Source organism: Acidovorax sp., assembly GCF_034519795.1.
Classification (GTDB): Bacteria; Pseudomonadota; Gammaproteobacteria; order Burkholderiales; family Burkholderiaceae_C; genus Acidovorax.
Genome location: NZ_JAXHOB010000009.1, coordinates 181519 through 196209, shown reverse-complemented (window position 1 = coordinate 196209; position 14691 = coordinate 181519). Strand labels below are relative to the sequence as shown.

24 protein-coding genes are annotated in these 14691 nt (G+C 67.9%); 7 read left to right on the top strand and 17 right to left on the bottom strand.

The window, feature by feature from the left end; translation table 11 throughout:
- The first annotated feature begins 198 nt into the window (after positions 1-198).
- From U5N23_RS11605 to U5N23_RS11595, 3 genes are read left to right on the top strand one after another with little or no spacing between them, the layout of a single operon-like run.
- Positions 199-897, top strand: a complete 699-nt coding sequence (locus tag U5N23_RS11605; RefSeq protein ID WP_322592962.1) for a response regulator transcription factor — start codon at positions 199-201, stop codon at positions 895-897.
- Entirely contained in the window at positions 890-2371 is a 1482-nt protein-coding gene (locus U5N23_RS11600) for a sensor histidine kinase (RefSeq protein WP_416208596.1), read from the top strand. Before U5N23_RS11605 ends, U5N23_RS11600 begins: the two co-directional genes overlap by 8 nt.
- Positions 2368-2793, top strand: a complete 426-nt coding sequence (locus tag U5N23_RS11595; RefSeq protein WP_322592960.1) for an RNA-binding S4 domain-containing protein — start codon at positions 2368-2370, stop codon at positions 2791-2793. Before U5N23_RS11600 ends, U5N23_RS11595 begins: the two co-directional genes overlap by 4 nt.
- A 3-nt stretch (positions 2794-2796) precedes the next feature.
- Here U5N23_RS11595 and U5N23_RS11590 read toward each other — a convergent pair whose 3' ends face one another.
- A complete protein-coding gene (locus U5N23_RS11590; RefSeq protein WP_322592959.1) occupies positions 2797-4158 on the bottom strand; it encodes a heavy metal sensor histidine kinase in 1362 nt (453 codons plus the stop codon).
- Complete coding sequence (locus tag U5N23_RS11585) at positions 4155-4844, bottom strand: heavy metal response regulator transcription factor (protein WP_322592958.1); 690 nt, start codon at positions 4842-4844, stop codon at positions 4155-4157. The genes U5N23_RS11590 and U5N23_RS11585 overlap by 4 nt, the downstream gene beginning before the upstream one ends.
- Before the next feature lie 134 nt (positions 4845-4978).
- Here U5N23_RS11585 and U5N23_RS11580 point away from each other — a divergent pair, with 134 nt between their 5' ends.
- Positions 4979-5323 (top strand): DUF4148 domain-containing protein, encoded by a 345-nt coding sequence (locus U5N23_RS11580; RefSeq protein ID WP_322592957.1) that lies wholly within the window; start codon positions 4979-4981, stop codon positions 5321-5323.
- Positions 5324-5340: 17 nt separating this feature from the next.
- Here the strand turns inward: U5N23_RS11580 and U5N23_RS11575 are convergent, their stop codons facing one another.
- The 3 genes from U5N23_RS11575 to U5N23_RS11565 form a co-directional block, all read right to left on the bottom strand.
- Complete coding sequence (locus U5N23_RS11575; protein ID WP_322592956.1) at positions 5341-5994, bottom strand: SGNH/GDSL hydrolase family protein; 654 nt, start codon at positions 5992-5994, stop codon at positions 5341-5343.
- Between the two features lie 225 nt (positions 5995-6219).
- The gene (locus U5N23_RS11570; RefSeq protein ID WP_322592955.1) at positions 6220-7809 is read right to left on the bottom strand and encodes a methyl-accepting chemotaxis protein; all 1590 of its coding nucleotides are present in this window, start codon (positions 7807-7809) and stop codon (positions 6220-6222) included.
- A 241-nt stretch (positions 7810-8050) separates the two neighbouring features.
- Positions 8051-8437: a hypothetical protein gene (locus U5N23_RS11565; protein WP_322592954.1), complete on the bottom strand. Its 387-nt coding sequence runs from the start codon at positions 8435-8437 to the stop codon at positions 8051-8053.
- 197 nt (positions 8438-8634) lie between these two features.
- On the opposite strand from U5N23_RS11565, the gene U5N23_RS11560 reads away from it, so the two are divergent.
- A complete protein-coding gene (locus U5N23_RS11560) occupies positions 8635-8895 on the top strand; it encodes a hypothetical protein (RefSeq protein WP_322592953.1) in 261 nt (86 codons plus the stop codon).
- A 311-nt stretch (positions 8896-9206) separates the two neighbouring features.
- Here the strand turns inward: U5N23_RS11560 and U5N23_RS11555 are convergent, their stop codons facing one another.
- The 4 genes from U5N23_RS11555 to U5N23_RS11540 form a co-directional block, all read right to left on the bottom strand.
- Positions 9207-9497: a hypothetical protein gene (locus tag U5N23_RS11555; RefSeq protein ID WP_322592952.1), complete on the bottom strand. Its 291-nt coding sequence runs from the start codon at positions 9495-9497 to the stop codon at positions 9207-9209.
- A gap of 28 nt (positions 9498-9525) precedes the next feature.
- Positions 9526-9795, bottom strand: coding sequence for a hypothetical protein (locus tag U5N23_RS11550; protein ID WP_322592951.1), 270 nt, complete (start codon positions 9793-9795; stop codon positions 9526-9528).
- A 280-nt stretch (positions 9796-10075) separates the two neighbouring features.
- Positions 10076-10291 (bottom strand): hypothetical protein, encoded by a 216-nt coding sequence (locus tag U5N23_RS11545; protein WP_322592950.1) that lies wholly within the window; start codon positions 10289-10291, stop codon positions 10076-10078.
- Between the two features lie 146 nt (positions 10292-10437).
- Positions 10438-10725: a hypothetical protein gene (locus U5N23_RS11540; protein ID WP_322592949.1), complete on the bottom strand. Its 288-nt coding sequence runs from the start codon at positions 10723-10725 to the stop codon at positions 10438-10440.
- A gap of 99 nt (positions 10726-10824) precedes the next feature.
- Between U5N23_RS11540 and U5N23_RS11535 the strand changes: the two genes are divergently transcribed.
- Both U5N23_RS11535 and U5N23_RS11530 read left to right on the top strand, forming a co-directional pair.
- Entirely contained in the window at positions 10825-11118 is a 294-nt protein-coding gene (locus U5N23_RS11535; RefSeq protein WP_322592948.1) for a DNA-binding protein, read from the top strand.
- A gap of 2 nt (positions 11119-11120) precedes the next feature.
- A complete protein-coding gene (locus tag U5N23_RS11530) occupies positions 11121-11477 on the top strand; it encodes a BrnA antitoxin family protein (protein ID WP_322592947.1) in 357 nt (118 codons plus the stop codon).
- 11 nt (positions 11478-11488) lie between these two features.
- Here U5N23_RS11530 and U5N23_RS11525 read toward each other — a convergent pair whose 3' ends face one another.
- The 8 genes from U5N23_RS11525 to U5N23_RS11490 are packed head-to-tail and all read right to left on the bottom strand — an operon-like array spanning position 11489 to position 14681.
- The gene (locus U5N23_RS11525) at positions 11489-11863 is read right to left on the bottom strand and encodes a hypothetical protein (RefSeq protein WP_322592946.1); all 375 of its coding nucleotides are present in this window, start codon (positions 11861-11863) and stop codon (positions 11489-11491) included.
- Positions 11864-11916: 53 nt separating this feature from the next.
- Positions 11917-12186 (bottom strand): hypothetical protein, encoded by a 270-nt coding sequence (locus U5N23_RS11520; protein ID WP_322592945.1) that lies wholly within the window; start codon positions 12184-12186, stop codon positions 11917-11919.
- A complete protein-coding gene (locus U5N23_RS11515; RefSeq protein WP_322592944.1) occupies positions 12183-12527 on the bottom strand; it encodes a hypothetical protein in 345 nt (114 codons plus the stop codon). The genes U5N23_RS11520 and U5N23_RS11515 overlap by 4 nt, the downstream gene beginning before the upstream one ends.
- Positions 12524-12859, bottom strand: coding sequence for a hypothetical protein (locus tag U5N23_RS11510; RefSeq protein ID WP_322592943.1), 336 nt, complete (start codon positions 12857-12859; stop codon positions 12524-12526). Before U5N23_RS11510 ends, U5N23_RS11515 begins: the two co-directional genes overlap by 4 nt.
- On the bottom strand, positions 12856-13422 hold the full coding sequence (locus tag U5N23_RS11505; RefSeq protein ID WP_322592942.1) for a lysozyme: 567 nt from the start codon (positions 13420-13422) through the stop codon (positions 12856-12858). The genes U5N23_RS11510 and U5N23_RS11505 overlap by 4 nt, the downstream gene beginning before the upstream one ends.
- Entirely contained in the window at positions 13415-13687 is a 273-nt protein-coding gene (locus U5N23_RS11500; RefSeq protein ID WP_322592941.1) for a holin, read from the bottom strand. Before U5N23_RS11500 ends, U5N23_RS11505 begins: the two co-directional genes overlap by 8 nt.
- Entirely contained in the window at positions 13684-14151 is a 468-nt protein-coding gene (locus U5N23_RS11495; protein WP_322592940.1) for a hypothetical protein, read from the bottom strand. Before U5N23_RS11495 ends, U5N23_RS11500 begins: the two co-directional genes overlap by 4 nt.
- Complete coding sequence (locus U5N23_RS11490; RefSeq protein WP_322592939.1) at positions 14151-14681, bottom strand: hypothetical protein; 531 nt, start codon at positions 14679-14681, stop codon at positions 14151-14153. Before U5N23_RS11490 ends, U5N23_RS11495 begins: the two co-directional genes overlap by 1 nt.
- Positions 14682-14691: the final 10 nt, after the last annotated feature.

Genomic DNA, 14691 nt, shown 5'->3' with positions numbered 1-14691 from the left:
GGCGGCCACAGGAACCCTCCGAGCAAATCCCTGCGACCGCTGGCGGCACGGACTCGGGCGGTCCGCTGCGTTGCTTCTCTTGCCAATAGCCCAGCTATTGGCGGCGAGAAGACGCCTTGCGTCCCATCCCGATCCGCACCACCAGCGGCCGCGAGGTTTGCCCGAAGGGTTCCTGCACGGACCCCCTTGTAGAGTGATATGGTCCCGCGCATGAAATTGCTTCTTGTCGAAGACGACCCCACCATGCAGGCCACGCTGCACCGGGCGCTGAGCCGCCGCGGCATGGAGGTGACGCCCGTGGGCGATGGCCGTGCCGCGCTGGCGCAGTGGGCCGCGCAGCCGCCCGATGCGGTGGTGCTGGACCTCACGCTGCCCGGCCTGGACGGCCTGCAGGTGCTGCAGCAGGCGCGCACGCGCGGGCTGCGCACGCCGGTGATCATCCTCACCGCGCGCGGCACGGTGGGCGACCGCATCATGGGCCTGAACTCGGGGGCCGATGACTACCTGCCCAAGCCCTTCGACCTCGACGAGCTCGAAGCCCGCCTGCGTGCCCTGGTGCGCCGCAGCGCCGACCCGGTGGCCAGCAACGCCCTGCCGCCCAGCGTGCAGCAGATCGGTGCCATCCGCTACGACACCAACAGCGGCGCCATCTACCTGAACGGCGAGGTGATGGAGTTCACCCCGCGCGAGCTGGCGCTGATGCACGCCCTGCTGGCCCAGCCCGGCCACGCGGTGACCAAGGAGCGGCTGTACGAGCTGGTGTTCCCGGGCCAGCTCGACGTGCAGTACGAGGCCATCGAGGTCGTGGTGTACCGTCTGCGCAAGAAGCTCACCGGCACGGGCCTGACGCTGATGACGCTGCGCGGCCTGGGCTACCTGCTGCGCACGGATGCCTGAAGTGACGAAGCCCCCGGGCACCCCGCGCCAGCCGCCAGCGCCGCAGTCCCACTCGCTGCGCCGCCGGCTGCTGCTGGGCATTCTGCTGCCGGTGGTGGTGTTCATCACCTACAACACCGCCAGCGGCTACCAGCAGACCCTGGCCTCGCTGACCACCGCCTACGACCGCACGCTGCTGGCATCGGCCAAGAGCATCAGCGAGCAGCTGGACGTGACGGGCTACGACGATGGCGCACAGCTGCGCGCCATCGTGCCCTACTCGGCGCTGGAGGCCTTCGAGGCGGACAACAAGAGCCGCATGTACTACCGCGTCTCCAACCTGCAGGGCGACCTGATCTCGGGCTTTGACGAACTGCCGCGGTGGAACGGGACCATCCCCGCGCGCCCGCCCTATGCGGCGCTGGTGGACTTCTACGACGACACCTTCCGCGGCATGCCGGTGCGCGTGGCCGTGCTGCTGCAGCCGGTGGCCAGCTCCAACGGGCGCGGCATGGCCGTGATCCAGGTCGCCGAGACGCTGGAGGTGCGCGAAACGCTGGCGCTGCAGAACCTGCGCAACACCCTGCTGCGCCAGGCCCTGCTGATTGCCGTGATCGGCATCACCGTGGTGCTGGTGGTGCAGCGCGCCACCCAGCCCGTGCGCCAGCTCAGCCAGGAGCTGCAGGCCCGCCAGGAAGGCGACCTGAGCCCCATCACCGCGCCCGCTGCGCCGCGCGAGCTGCAGCCCCTGATCGAGGGCACCAACGCGTTCCTGCAGCGCCTGCGCCACCTGCTGCGCCACCAGAAGCGCTTCGTGCGCGATGCCTCGCACCAGTTGCGCACGCCGCTGGCGGTGCTCAAGACCCAGGTGCAGTCGGCCCTGCGCGGCGACATGCCGGCCGAGCAGGCGCTGCACGAGATCCGCGACACCGTGGACCGCGCGACCCAGCTGGCCAACCAGATGCTGGCGCTGGCCAAGGTGGAACAGCTGCGCCAGCAAAGCGCACCGCCCGTGGCGCGCTTCGACGAGATCCTGCGTGGCGTGGCGCTCGACATCTCGCCCCTGATCGCCCAGCGCGACCTGGACTTCGGCATCCACACCGACGCCGCGCCCATCCAGGCGCACGAATGGATGCTGCGCGAGCTCACCCGCAACCTGCTGCACAACGCCGTGCGCCACGCCCCGCCAGGCAGCGAGCTGTCGGTGGAACTGCGCACCGATGGCCGCCACGCAGCCCTGACCGTGAGCGACCACGGCCCCGGCATCGACGACGAGCTGGCGCTGCGCCTGTTCCAGCCGTTCTCGGCCGGTGACGTGCGCACCGGCAGCGGCCTGGGCCTGGCCATCTGCCAGGAGATAGTGCAGGCGCTCGGCGGCACGATATCGCTGACCAACCGCACCCAGGCCGGCCGCGTGCTGGGCCTGGACGCCGTGGTGCGGCTACCCCTGGCCCAGGGCATGGGCATGCCGGACGCGGCACAATCCCCCCCATGACCCCCACCGAGACGATGCGCCTGGACAAGTGGCTCTGGTGCGCCCGCTTTTACAAGACCCGCGGCCTGTCCACCGAAGAGATCGGCAAGGGCCGCGTCACCGTCAACGGCCAGGCCGCCAAGCCCGCGCGCGACGTGCGCCCCGGCGACACCGTGGCCCTGCGCCAGGGCCCCGTGGCCCGCACCGTGACCGTGCGCGCCCTGAGCGGCATGCGCGGCCCTGCGCCTGTGGCGCAGTTGCTGTACGAAGAAACCGCCGAGAGCATTGCCGCGCGCGAGGCCGCAGCCGAGCAGCGCCGCCTGGCGCCCGAACCCGCCGCCACCCTGCAGGAAGGCCGCCCCACCAAGCGTGACCGGCGCAACATCGAGCGCGTGAGCGCACCCGACTGGGGCAGCCGCTGGAGCGCGTCGATCGACGAGTGAGCCTCAGCGCTGCGCCAGTTCCAGCCCGATGCGCGTGATGCCCCCTGCCGAGGTCGCCACGGTGCGCCCACCATGCATGCGCGCGATGGCATCCGTGATGGCCAGGCCCAGACCATGGTTCGTTGGGCCGTGGCTGCGCGCAGCGTCAGCCCGGAAGAAACGGTCGAACAGCCGCGCCAGCACCTGGGGATGCACATCGGGGCCGGTGTTTTCCACCACCAGTTGCACACCACCGCCAGGCAGGGGCGTGATGCACACCCGCACCGCGCTGCCAGCAGCCGCGTAGCGCGTGGCATTGCCGATCAGGTTGGACAGGGCGCGGTGCAGCAGCGGCACGTCGAAGTCGCCGGCCGCATCGCCCACGACCTGCAGCGTGAGCCCCGCATCCTGCAGCGCGGCCTCGTGGTAGTCGGCCACCTGCGCGGCCACGGCAGCCAGGCTGGCCACCGGCACGCGGCGCGCAGGAGCGCCCCGATCGGCTTGCGAAAGGAACAGCATGTCGCTCACGATACCGGTCAGGCGGTGCAGCTCTTCGAGGTTGGACGACAGCACTTCGGCCACTTCGCCCCCGCCTTGCGGGCTGCGGTCCCTGCCCCGCTTGCGCAGGGCCAGTTCGTTGCTGGCCAGCAGCGTGGCCAGTGGCGTACACAGCTCGTGCGCCACATCGGCGTTGAAGCCCTCCATCTGCGCATAGGCCTTTTCCAGCCGGCCCAGGAGCGCATTGAACTGTTCGACCAGCGGCCGCAATTCTGCGGGCTGGCCCGTGCCGTCGAGCCTCTGGTGCAGCGTGGTGGCGGAGAGCTGGCGCGTCTGAGCGGCCATCTGGCGCACGGGTGCCAGGCCCAGATGCACCAGCACGAAACCGCCGAGCGACACCACCACGGTGCCGGCCAGCGCAGCCAGTGCGAGCGTGATGGCCAGGCGGTTCAGCAGCGCCTGGTCGGGCTGCACATCGATGCGCAGCAGCACCTGCAGCGGGGCGTCGGATGCGCGTGCCACCTCGAAGCGCAGTTCGCGCGCAGCGGCGAACGGGGCCGCGTCCAAAGCGCTGGGGTATATCCGGTGTCCATCGGCGGTGGTGACCTGCAGGCGGAAGTTCTCGTGCCCTGCCAGGAAGTCGTCCAGCGCATGGCGGCCCTGGGCCGTGGCGCCGGGGTGTGCCTCTTCGCTGGCCAGCAGGTGCCGCAGAATTCCCTCCTTCTGCCGCAGCGCGTCGTCCTGCCGTGCCCCGAAACCCGCGGCCGTGACCAGGTAGACCACCAGGCACACGGCGCCCAGCCCGGCCAGGCTCTGCACCGCCAGCCACCACGACAGCCGGCTGCGCAGCGAGCGCGGCGGCAGCAGTGGCAGCGCGCCGACCTTCATGGCGCGCGCTCCTCCAGCACATAGCCCATGCCGCGGATGGTGTGCAACAGGGGCGCAGGGAACGGCACGTCCATCTTGCTGCGCAGCCTGCGCACGGCGACCTCGACCACATTCGTCTCGCTGTCGAAGTTCATGTCCCAGACTTGGGAGGCGATCTCGGTGCGCGACAGCACCTCGCCCTGGCGGCGCAGGAACAGCGTGAGCAGCAGGAACTCCTGCGCCGTCAGGTCCAGCCGCTGGCCAGCGCGCGTGGCCTTGCGGCGCAGCAGGTCGAGCTCCAGGTCGGCCAGCTGCAGCAGGGCCTGGGGCTGGCCTGCCGGCACGCCGGCCGGGCCACGCCGCGTGATGGCCTCGATGCGCGCCACCAGCTCCGAAAAGGCGAAGGGCTTGACCAGGTAGTCGTCCGCCCCGGTTTGCAGGCCGCGCACGCGGTCGTCCACGCCAACGCGGGCGGTGAGCATGAGCACGGGGGTCTGGCGCGTCTTGCGCAATGCGGCCAGCAGGCTCAGGCCGTCGATGCCGGGCAGCATCACGTCGAGCACCAGCACCGCGTAGTCGCCTTCCAGCGCCAGGTGCAGGCCATCGACGCCGTCGTGCGCCACATCAACCACGTGGCCGGCCTCGGTGAGCCCCTTGCGCAGGTACTGCGCAAGCTTGACCTCGTCCTCGATGAGCAGGATTTTCATGCCCGGATTGTCGAAGAACCGGGCCTGTGGGCGGATTACAAATTCGTCATCTGCGCGTGGGGGTTTGGACGGTGCAGGCTTTCTACAGTGAGGCCATCCATCCACCCAAGCAACCCACCGAAAGGACCCAACCCATGACCATGACCACCGCACGCAACGCCCTCTTCCTGTCGCTGGCCGCCCTGGCCATCGCTGCCCCCGCACATGCATCGACCGTGTACCACGCGGCCGGCGGAGAAATCGGCTACACCCAGCACCCCGACCACCAGCAGGCCAGCGGCCGCCAGCGCAGCGAGGTGCGCGGCGAGGTCGAGGCCGCCCGCAAGGACGGCACCCTGGCCCTGCTATCGCGCGGCATGGCGCTGCCACTGCCCAAGACGGCACCGGCCAAGACCCGCGAACAGGTCCAGGGCGAATACCTCGGCATGAGCGACGCCGAGAAGCGCCGCCTGCAGGAGATGCATGGCGCGGGCGGCTGAGCCAGGAGCGCGCGGCATCAGATTCCCGCAATGGTGCGCGCAACGTGGGTGAATATCTGGATGCTGTAGGCCTGGCTGGGGTGCGCAACATCGCCGGTGATGCCATCCCAGCGGTCGGTGATGGGCACGCCATTGCGGATGTCCACGTACGGGTACTTCTGGTAGGCGCATGTCTGGCGCAGCAGTTCGGCCACCGCCGCAACGCCTGACACCCTGGCCAGGTAGCCCGAATCCCAGTAGCTCGTGCCCACGGGCTCGTAGGCGTACGAGGAGGTGGTGTTCACATCGACCACGCCCACGAAGCCGAAGGCCTTGCTGGCGAGCGTGCAGATGGACGCCACCCGCCTGACTTGGGCGGGCAGGGCGACCGGGTCTGCCGGGTCGTTGCCGCCCAGGTTGAACAGCACGGCACCCGCATCGGTGGCGGCCAGCAGGTCGGCCAGGGCAATGCCGCCGGGCAGCCCGGCCAGCATGCGCTCGGCGGGGTCGTTCGAGAGCAGCAGCGTGAAGCTGGCGCCGGGCTTGGAATGGTCGTAGCAGAAGTCGTAGACCGCCTGCGCAGCATTCAGCGTCTGCTGCGGCGGGATGGCAAGACGCCCTCCCGGGCGGTTCAGGCCTTCGCCTTGCGCGCCGTAGAGCACCGAGTCGCCGATGAGCATGGCTTTGATCATTCAGGTTCCTGCAAAGAGGCCGTGGCGGGACAAGGGCGCACAAGGCCGCTCATGCAGGCCGCCCGTGCAGGCCGCACGGACACCCGGCAACCCTGCACCATTGAACCGTAAGGCGCGCAGAAAAGCTGTGTGAACCTGTTGCAGGCCGACTTGCCAGACGTCGGCGCGGTGCGACCCGGCACGGGCCTGGCCAGCCGGTGCCGTTTGGGGTACCAGGGGGCTGGTTCAGTGCAGCAGCAGTTGCCCGCTGCCGCCGATCTTGAACACCGAGACCGACTTCACCAGGTCGTCGGCCTGCGTGCGCAGGCTCGATGCGGCGGCCGCCATCTCTTCCACCAGGGCCGCATTCTGCTGCGTGGCCTGGTCCATCAACGTCACGGCCTCACCGACCTGTGACACACCCGAGCTCTGCTCCGAGCTCGCGGCGCTGATCTCGCCCATGAGGCGGGTCACGCTGCCGATGCTGGCCACCACCTCGCCCATGGTGGTGCCGGCCTTGTCCACCAGGGCCGTGCCGTGCTCCACACGGCCCACGCTTTCGGTGATGAGCTGCTTGATTTCCTTGGCCGCCTGGGCGCTGCGCTGGGCCAGGGTGCGCACCTCGCCGGCCACCACCGCAAAGCCACGGCCCTGGTCGCCCGCGCGCGCGGCCTCGACAGCGGCATTCAGGGCCAGGATGTTGGTCTGGAAGGCGATGCCGTCGATCACACTGATGATGTCGTTGATCTTGCGACTGGAGTCGTTGATGCCTTTCATGGTCTCCACCACCTGCGCCACCACCTCCCCGCCCTGCTGGGCGATGGTGGAGGCGGAGTGGGCCAGCCGGTTGGCGTTGACCGCGTTGTCCGCGTTCTGCCTGACGGTGGAGCCCAGTTGCTCCATCGAAGCGGCCGTCTGCTGCAGGGCGCTGGCCTGCTGCTCGGTGCGGGTGGACAGGTTCTGGTTGCCCTGGGCGATCTCGGAGCTGGCGGTGGACACGCTCATCGACCCCTCGCGCACGCCGGCCACCAGGCCCGAAAGGCTCTGGCGCATGTCCTCCATGGCGGCGACGAGCGAGGCGATCTCGTCGTTGCCACGGGCCACCAGCGGACGCGCCAGGTTGCCCTGGGCAAACTCCTGGGTCGCAGCGCCGGCCTCGCCCAGCGGCCCGACGATGGAGCGCGTGGTCAGGTAGCCGACCACCACCGCAAAGAGGACCACAACCACGCTCAGCACGATGAGCTGCATGCGCAGGGATTCGAACTGGCGCACCGAACGCTCGATGGCGCGCTGGCTGATCGCGTCGGTCTCTGCCAGAAAGGCGTCGAGGTTGCCCACCAGCCGAGTCAGCAGCGGCCGGCATTCGGCGTTGATTTTCTGGATCGCCGTGTCCTTATCGCCGCCGCTCGCCAGGCGGGTGATCTCCAGGGCAATGGGGCCATAGGCCGCCTCGGTTTCCTTGACCTGGGCCAGCAGCTTTTGCAGCGGCGCGGCCGCTTCGGGCGGTGCTGTCTTCAGCGCCTCTTCCAGGTTCTTGAGCCCCTTGCCCACGGCTTCATGGGCCGTGCCGATCCGCTTGAGCTCGGCATCTGCATCGGGCTTGGAACTGGCGATCACCAGGTTGCGCGCCGACACGGCCCTGGCGTTGGCGGCATCGAGCACGCTGTTGCCCAGGCCCTTGATCGCCCCCAGATGGTTGACCTGGACCTCCAGGTTCTGCTGGGTGAGCGACTGCCCGCGTATGCCCATGACGGCCACCAGGATGAGGGCACAGGCGAGGACGGCGTAGCCAATGGCCAGACGCGCCTTGATGCTCAGGCTTTGCAGGAAATTCATGGCGAAGTACTCCCCCTCGTGGGCGCGCATGCGCGGAACCTGCCGGCAAGCGCCGGCCTACAGCGTGATTTGCCCCGACCCCTCCCCGCCAGCCTTCACTGGCAATCGGCACCGCCCATTTTTTTGACTTGTTGGCCCTGCGCTGACCTGGGGGAGATCTTCAATTCCACTACATTGCTCCTCCTGGCCCCGGCTGGCAAGCATTTTCTTGCAGCCCAGGCTGGGGACCGCATGGGCGCTCTTACACCCTGCGCGATGCGCCGGAGGCCGAAATCCGGGGGTACGCCACCACCAGCGCACCCACCAGCATGGCCGCCCCGTTCGCGTAGACCCACAGCTCCCCCTCGAACAGGAGCGCCGTGAACACCGTGATCCCGAAGACGATGGCCACGATGGTGAACAGCGCCATCGCCACCTGCCGGCGGTGCGAAGGCGCCATCGCCACCCCGGCCAACACGAACACCGCCCCCAGCATGGCGCCGGACCCCAGCTCGATGAGCAGCGTGCCGAGCATGCCGTGGCCCATCTGCCAGGCGCTGATGAGCTTGGTCAGGCGCTGCGCCACGAAGGCGGCGGCGAATGCGGCCGGTAGCAACAGGAGCCAGCGCATGAACTTGTTTTTCAACATTCCCTCTTTTTTCCTCTGCGTGCGCCATCTGGTCGCGGCCGGCCCCATCGACGGGCCGAAGAACCGGTCCAAAGCCACGGCGAAATGTACCAACTTGCTCCGGGCGTGCGGGCGCGCGGCCCACCCTCCCCCAAATCGGTGATGGCCGAAAACCTGCCCGCATCGCACAATGAATCGCCATCCGGAAGGAGGAAACCATGCGTTGGATCGTGGTTGCCATCTGTTGTTGTCTTGTCCCTCCCATTGCCTTTGCCGCAATGGACCCGCCACCGGGCACCGTGGGCCTTGCCGGCGCGCTGAACCTGGCCTACCTGCTTGCATTGAGCAGCGGTGTGGGCTGGCTGGTTCAGCAAGTCGCGCAGACATCGGGGCGCTTCAGCCCCAAAACCGAAGCCGTCCTCAGCGGTGCCAGCGCACTGATCGTGGGGCCGCTGCTCTGGTTTGCGCTGTTTCGGTAGGGGGCCTTCCCCTGCATCCGCGCCTGGCGGATCGGCAGCGGGGTCGATACCCATCAAACCACCTCGCCATTTCTGGCCAATTCCGACCTGTCGAACGCCTTGTTCGGGCCTTGCTACGTACTCCTGGCGCCCGCTCAACAAAAAACCCCAAGCGATCAAAAATCACTTGGGGTTCATGTTTGGCGGAAACGGAGGGATTCGAACCTCTGAGCCAGCATATCCCAGCATGCCCCAGCAGGGAGCGCGCCACCTTCTGGCCGGCTCTGGCATGCTGGAACATGCTCGAATTGGTGAGGATATTGGTGTGGGGTTCACTCCGCCCGGAGCTTGTCAACCTGCAGCTCGGTGATGCCCTCGCGCTTCAGTCCCTTTTTGGAAAGGCGGGCGTCCAGGTCGTCCGCCGCTTCCTGCGTGCCGGCATCATCCCAGCTCAGGAACGCAACGAAGCAATCATCTTGATCAAGCATGGTCTGGTAGGTGCGCCCTGGGCTGGCTGCCCAATTGAGCACTACTCCAACGGCATCCGTGGATGCCCGGTTTTGCCACACGCCCGGCACACGTTCGTCCCGGGTGAATGAGTAAATCGCGGATTGCTTTGCCATGGAAGCCCCCCAAAAAAATCATTCTCGCTCAGCTCTTGAACTGACCGTGCAACGCCATCAGCCGCTGGGCCAGACCCTCGGGATCGATCCGCATATTGCTGGGCGTGCAGGTGCCCGCGCAAACATGCTCATACCAGACGTGGTAGCCAGACAGGTCGGGCAGCGCATGGCTGGCGGCCTCGCGGATGGCCGCGCTGATGCTGATGGTGTCGAAGGTGCCCAGCTCTTCCCGGCCTTCCATGACGTGGGTGCGGTAGTGGCCAGGCTCGACCTTGATGATGTGCACGGACAGCAGCATGGCGCCATTGTGCAGGCTCCCGCAAGTCGCGCGCGTGGACTACGCCGAGGGCCGCCCAACCGTGCCACTATGAGCCATGACCCCCTACGCCCAAATCCGCAGCAGATCCGAGGCTCTTGCCCTTTGGGCGGGGGCACTGGAAGAACAGCAATCCGAGATCCACAGGATCATGCGCGGAGGGCTACCTGACCCCCACCGTGCTGGTGAGCTGCGACTGGCACTCGACGTTGCGCGCATCCGGCTGGAGGCACTGCCACCGAATTGAGTTGCCGGGTGAATGTCACGCTTTCTCGATGGGCACTTTGACTTTGACGGTTGCGCGGCCTAACCCCGTCAGTTCGCGCACCACGGCCATACCTGGCTGGCCAACCTCGGGCACGTCGGCGATGACCATCCCAGCGGCCACGAGCACGGCCACCTTGTGGATATCGGTTTGGGCTGTCACCTCAAGCGGGAATGGGCCGCCGGCTAGTTCGCGCAAATAGTCCAGTGGCATACGCATCCCCCAAATAGTTCTTGTGCGCGCATCATGCAACAAGGTAGGCCGCCAACCGCACACCCCAATGAAAAAAGCCCGCACGAGGCGGGCAATTAGGAGGGAGGTGCCAGGAGGGAGCCCCTGGCCCGCACATCATAGCGCCGTTATTTGCGGGGAATAATCTGAATAGTGCCCAGGCCGGAATCGGAAGGCATCGTGGCCGGCGCGGGCCGAATCCAGTGGATCCAAATCCCATGCATCCACGCGCCGCAGTAAATAACGCACAGCACCAGGATGCCCCACTGCTGAGCCGTCCACGCGGCATAGAACCATCCCGGCTGACCCAGCATGCCGAAGATGCAGGCCCACCGGCGCAGGCGGTCGGTACGGGTCTGCGACAGCCAGGCCGCGAGGGCGCCGAACAGGGCAATTGTGATCTGGTCCCAGGTCATGGCCAGATTGTGCACCACTGGATAAAGGATCAGTGAACTATTTTTTGTAGATACGCAAAAGATGCTTGCGCATGGGTAATTTGTGGATACAATAAACCCATGCTCACCGTAATCGAAACCGCCCCTTTTCAGAAGCAAGTCGCCTCCGTGTGGAGCGAAGACGAACGCCTGGAGTTCATCAGCTACATCGCTGCAAACCCCACGGCTGGCGATGTGATCCAAGGCGGCAACGGCATGCGCAAGGTGCGTTGGACGGTGGCAGGCAAGGGCAAGCGCGGCGGCGCCCGGGTGATCTACATCACCTTCCTCGAAGCCGGTGAGCTGGCCCTGCTGGCGGTGTACACGAAGGCAGAACGGGCAAACATCCTGCCCAAGGAAGTGAAAAGGAAATGACCATGACGATCAAGAGCTACAAGGACCTCCAGGGGGCGGACCTGGAGGCCATGGCCCAGGCCGCCGAGGCCGATGCTGGCCAAGCAATCCCGGGCCTGCGCGAGTCGCTGGCCGAGCTGGCGGCGGGCAAGTTCGCTGCTGTGCACACCCCTGAGAGCATCGCGGCAGCGAACGCCGCGAAGAACAAGGGCGGGCGGCCGAAGGGCTCGGTGAAGGCAAACGCCAAGGTGCCGACGAACATCCGGTTTGACCCCGACGTGATCGAGGCGCTGAAGGCCACGGGCTCGGGCTGGCAAACCCGGGTGAATGACCTGCTGCGCGCCGACATTCAGGCCGGGCGCCATGTGGCGAAGGCCTGAGGGTCAGCCTCTCAATTGCACTGCGGTACGCCGAGCGGGTAACCGCATCCCGCCAGTACCTTGCGCGTCTTGAAGTACACATGGTTCTGACCCAGCTGCCGCTTGGTCAGTTCACCATTGAGCACGCGGTAAGTGCCCTGCTGGTAGCACTCCTTGCCGGGGCCCCAGTCTTGGCTGCCCACGCCGCACCAGCCCAGTGTGCCGAGCTCGAAGCCCCCGCCAGCCTTCGGCACGCTGAATTCGATGTACAGCGCCTCTCGGTCAAGAGTCACGTCCGCCGCCATGGGGCAATCGTCGGAGACCGGGCCGATGCATGACAGGCTGATGGTGGCGGCGGATGCCAGCATGGGGGCGCACAGCGCGAGCGAAAGCAGCAGACGTTTCATGGTTCCCTCTTCGGTCAAATGTGGCCGAATGTAGCACCCGAAGCGTCGGAGCTCTACAACGGATTTACCGGCGCCGTGCATGCCCCCATCGCCGCGCGTAGCTGCACCTCGTAGCCCTCGCGCCGGTCGATCTCGGCCAGCGCCGCGCGCAGCAGCACCCAAGGGTGGGCCCCAGGCAGCAGCAGCTCGGTCGGCATTGCGGGCCGGTCGGGCACGGGTTCGCGGCACTCCACCGGCACGGGCACCAGCGTTCGGCCGGCGGGCGCGGGGCTCGCGCAGCCCACCAGCGCCAGTACGCCCAGCAGCAGGACGGCGGCCCTCATGGTCGCGCCCTCCCCTGCAGCCAGTCGTCGCCCATAGCCTGCATGCTGGCGCACAGGTCGGCTGGCTTGCTCGGCTGCAGGCTCAGCGTGTAATCGGCGCGCTGCTGGTGCGTGCGTGCGACCGTGGCGGCGGCGGCGCGGGCCGGCGCGGCGGCGGCGGCGCGCTTGGCGGCCAGCTCGCGCAGCGCCTCGGTTGCATCGCTGCAGGCCAGAGCGTCGCCGCGCGCGGTGTCGCGCTGCTCGGTGGCCTTGGCCAGATCGTCGCGCTGGCCCAGGTAGGCCCAGCCCAGGGCGGCATTCGCGGCCAGGCTCAGCAGAAGGATGACGGCGCCCGCGTTCATGGGTTGCCCCAGCGGCCACAGTACGGCCCACCGAAGAACTGCGCGCAGTGCATCACCTGCACCCAGCGGCCGGCATCGAGGCGCCACACGGTCAGCTGCACGTCCGCCGCATCCTGCAGACTCAGCCCGCCGGCCAGCAGCACGTTCGGCTGGCCCGCCAGGGTGCCGCAGCGCTCGAAACAGAGGTGGGGCGCCACCCAGTTATCGCGCCCGCGCCATTGCAGCTGCTGGCCCGGCAGCGCGTAGGCTGTGGCCAGGTACTGCTCGGGCGCGGGCGTGGCCGGTGCCGTGATGTGCAGCGCGCCGGCAATGATCAGGATTTCGAGGCTCATTTCGGCAGGCCCTCCAGGCAGTTGGTGGTCTCAGCAGCGCGCCGGTTGGCCAGCCCCTGAACGAAGCGCATCTCGGGCTTGCCATCGGGCAGCGTGCGGCCCGTGCGGACATAGCTCCACACCAGGCTGCCGCCATCGGACACGCTCAAGCGCCGGCAGCCCAGGGCCCAGTCGCCCGCGTTCCAGGCGACCATGGCCTGGCTGGCGCAGGTGTTGCCTGCCCCGTTGTTCCAGGCGTGCGAGGTCGCCATGTCGAACACGCTTTGCGGCGGCGTGCGTGTGAAGCACCGGGCCAGGCGCAGCTGCAGCGCCTCGATGGCGGCGCCCTCCTCCTGCGCGCACTTCGCTGGGCTCCAGCGCTCGCCCACCACCACGGGCGTGGTGGTCACATGGCGCGTGATGCCCTTGCAGACAGTGGGCAGGCCGTTGGCCAGGTTGTCCGCGTACACCAGGCCCGGGTCGCGCTTGTCGGGCTCCCAGGTGCTCAGGATGCCGAAGACGGCGGCCGATGCGGCGATCAGGGCGCCGCCGGCTACTGTGATGAAGCGGGCGCGGTCAGTCATCGTCGGCCCCCAGCGTGCCCAGGTCGGTGTCGCTGTCCATGCCCTTGCGCAGCCGGGCCATGCGCAGCTGGTGCTCTGCCACCTGCCGCGCGTTGCTCTCGCGCTTGTAGTACCAGGTGATGACCAGGCCGGCGACGGCCACGGTCGCGCCCAGCAGCCCCAGGAATTCGTTTGAGGTGATCCAGCTGAAGCTGGTCAGCCCCACGCCGGTCATGATGGTCTTGCTGCCGGCGGCGCCAAGCTGCTCTACGGTTTGGTCTTTCATGCGTCCTCGCTTTCGGGCGTAAAAAAACCCGCCTGAGCGGGTTGGGGGTAGATGCTGAGCAGTAGCGAGGCGGTGCCGTTGGGCCCATGTCGCCATGCCTCCCGGAAGCCCAGGGCGGCCAGCTGTGCCTCATTGCAGAACCAGTCCTTGGCCGACTCGCGGACCATCCAGAACACGAACCGCAGGTTGCCCAGCAGGTCGTAGCCTTCGCCCTTGTGCTGCTCGAACCAGGCGCGCGCCGAGGGCTCCAGGTGCTCGGGGATCTCGATGAAGTCCCAGCGGGCCGGGTCGTAGCTGATGTCCTTCAGGCGCACCCCGCCATCGACCCATGAAGCGCTGCCGCTCATGCCGTCGCTGAAGACGAGTTCGCAATGGCTGTAGGGGCCGCGGTCCACCCACCGCACCAGGCGGCTATACAGGCCCTGCAGGCCGGGGCGCGTGCCCTTGTAAAAGGCGGCGCGCATCAGCCTGCCCCCACGCCGAGCTGGGCGCGCACGACGGCGACGACGCCGGACCACCCGGCGCGCACAGCGGCCAGGGCGGCCGGCGACTCCGCTGCACGGGCCTGTTCCTTGAGCGCCAGGCGCTGCGCGCGAATGGCCTGCTGGGCACCGCGCCAGATCGCGGCCTGCTGCAGGATCTCGTCGGCGGCCTCCTCTGCGGTCCAGCCCTTGGGATCGGCCCAGCACTGCACCATGGGAGGCACGGGGCCGGTGTAGCCCGCTTCCGTATAGGCCTTGGCTTGGCGCTCGGCCTCCTCATACTCGGCCTGTCGGTTGCCGATGGCCAGGCCGTAGATCTCGTCCACGTCGGCATCGATCTCGGCCACCAGCAGGCCGACTGCGGCTGGCCAGTCATCCAGCACCAGGGCGCGACCGGGGTCAGGGAAGGCGACACCCCCACTGACCCAACCGCGCTGTTCAGCGCTGTAGGCGCAGGGCTCTGTGCCGCTCCACACCACGTTCCCGGCCTCAGTCTTCAGGTTCCAAGACATCTCGCACCGC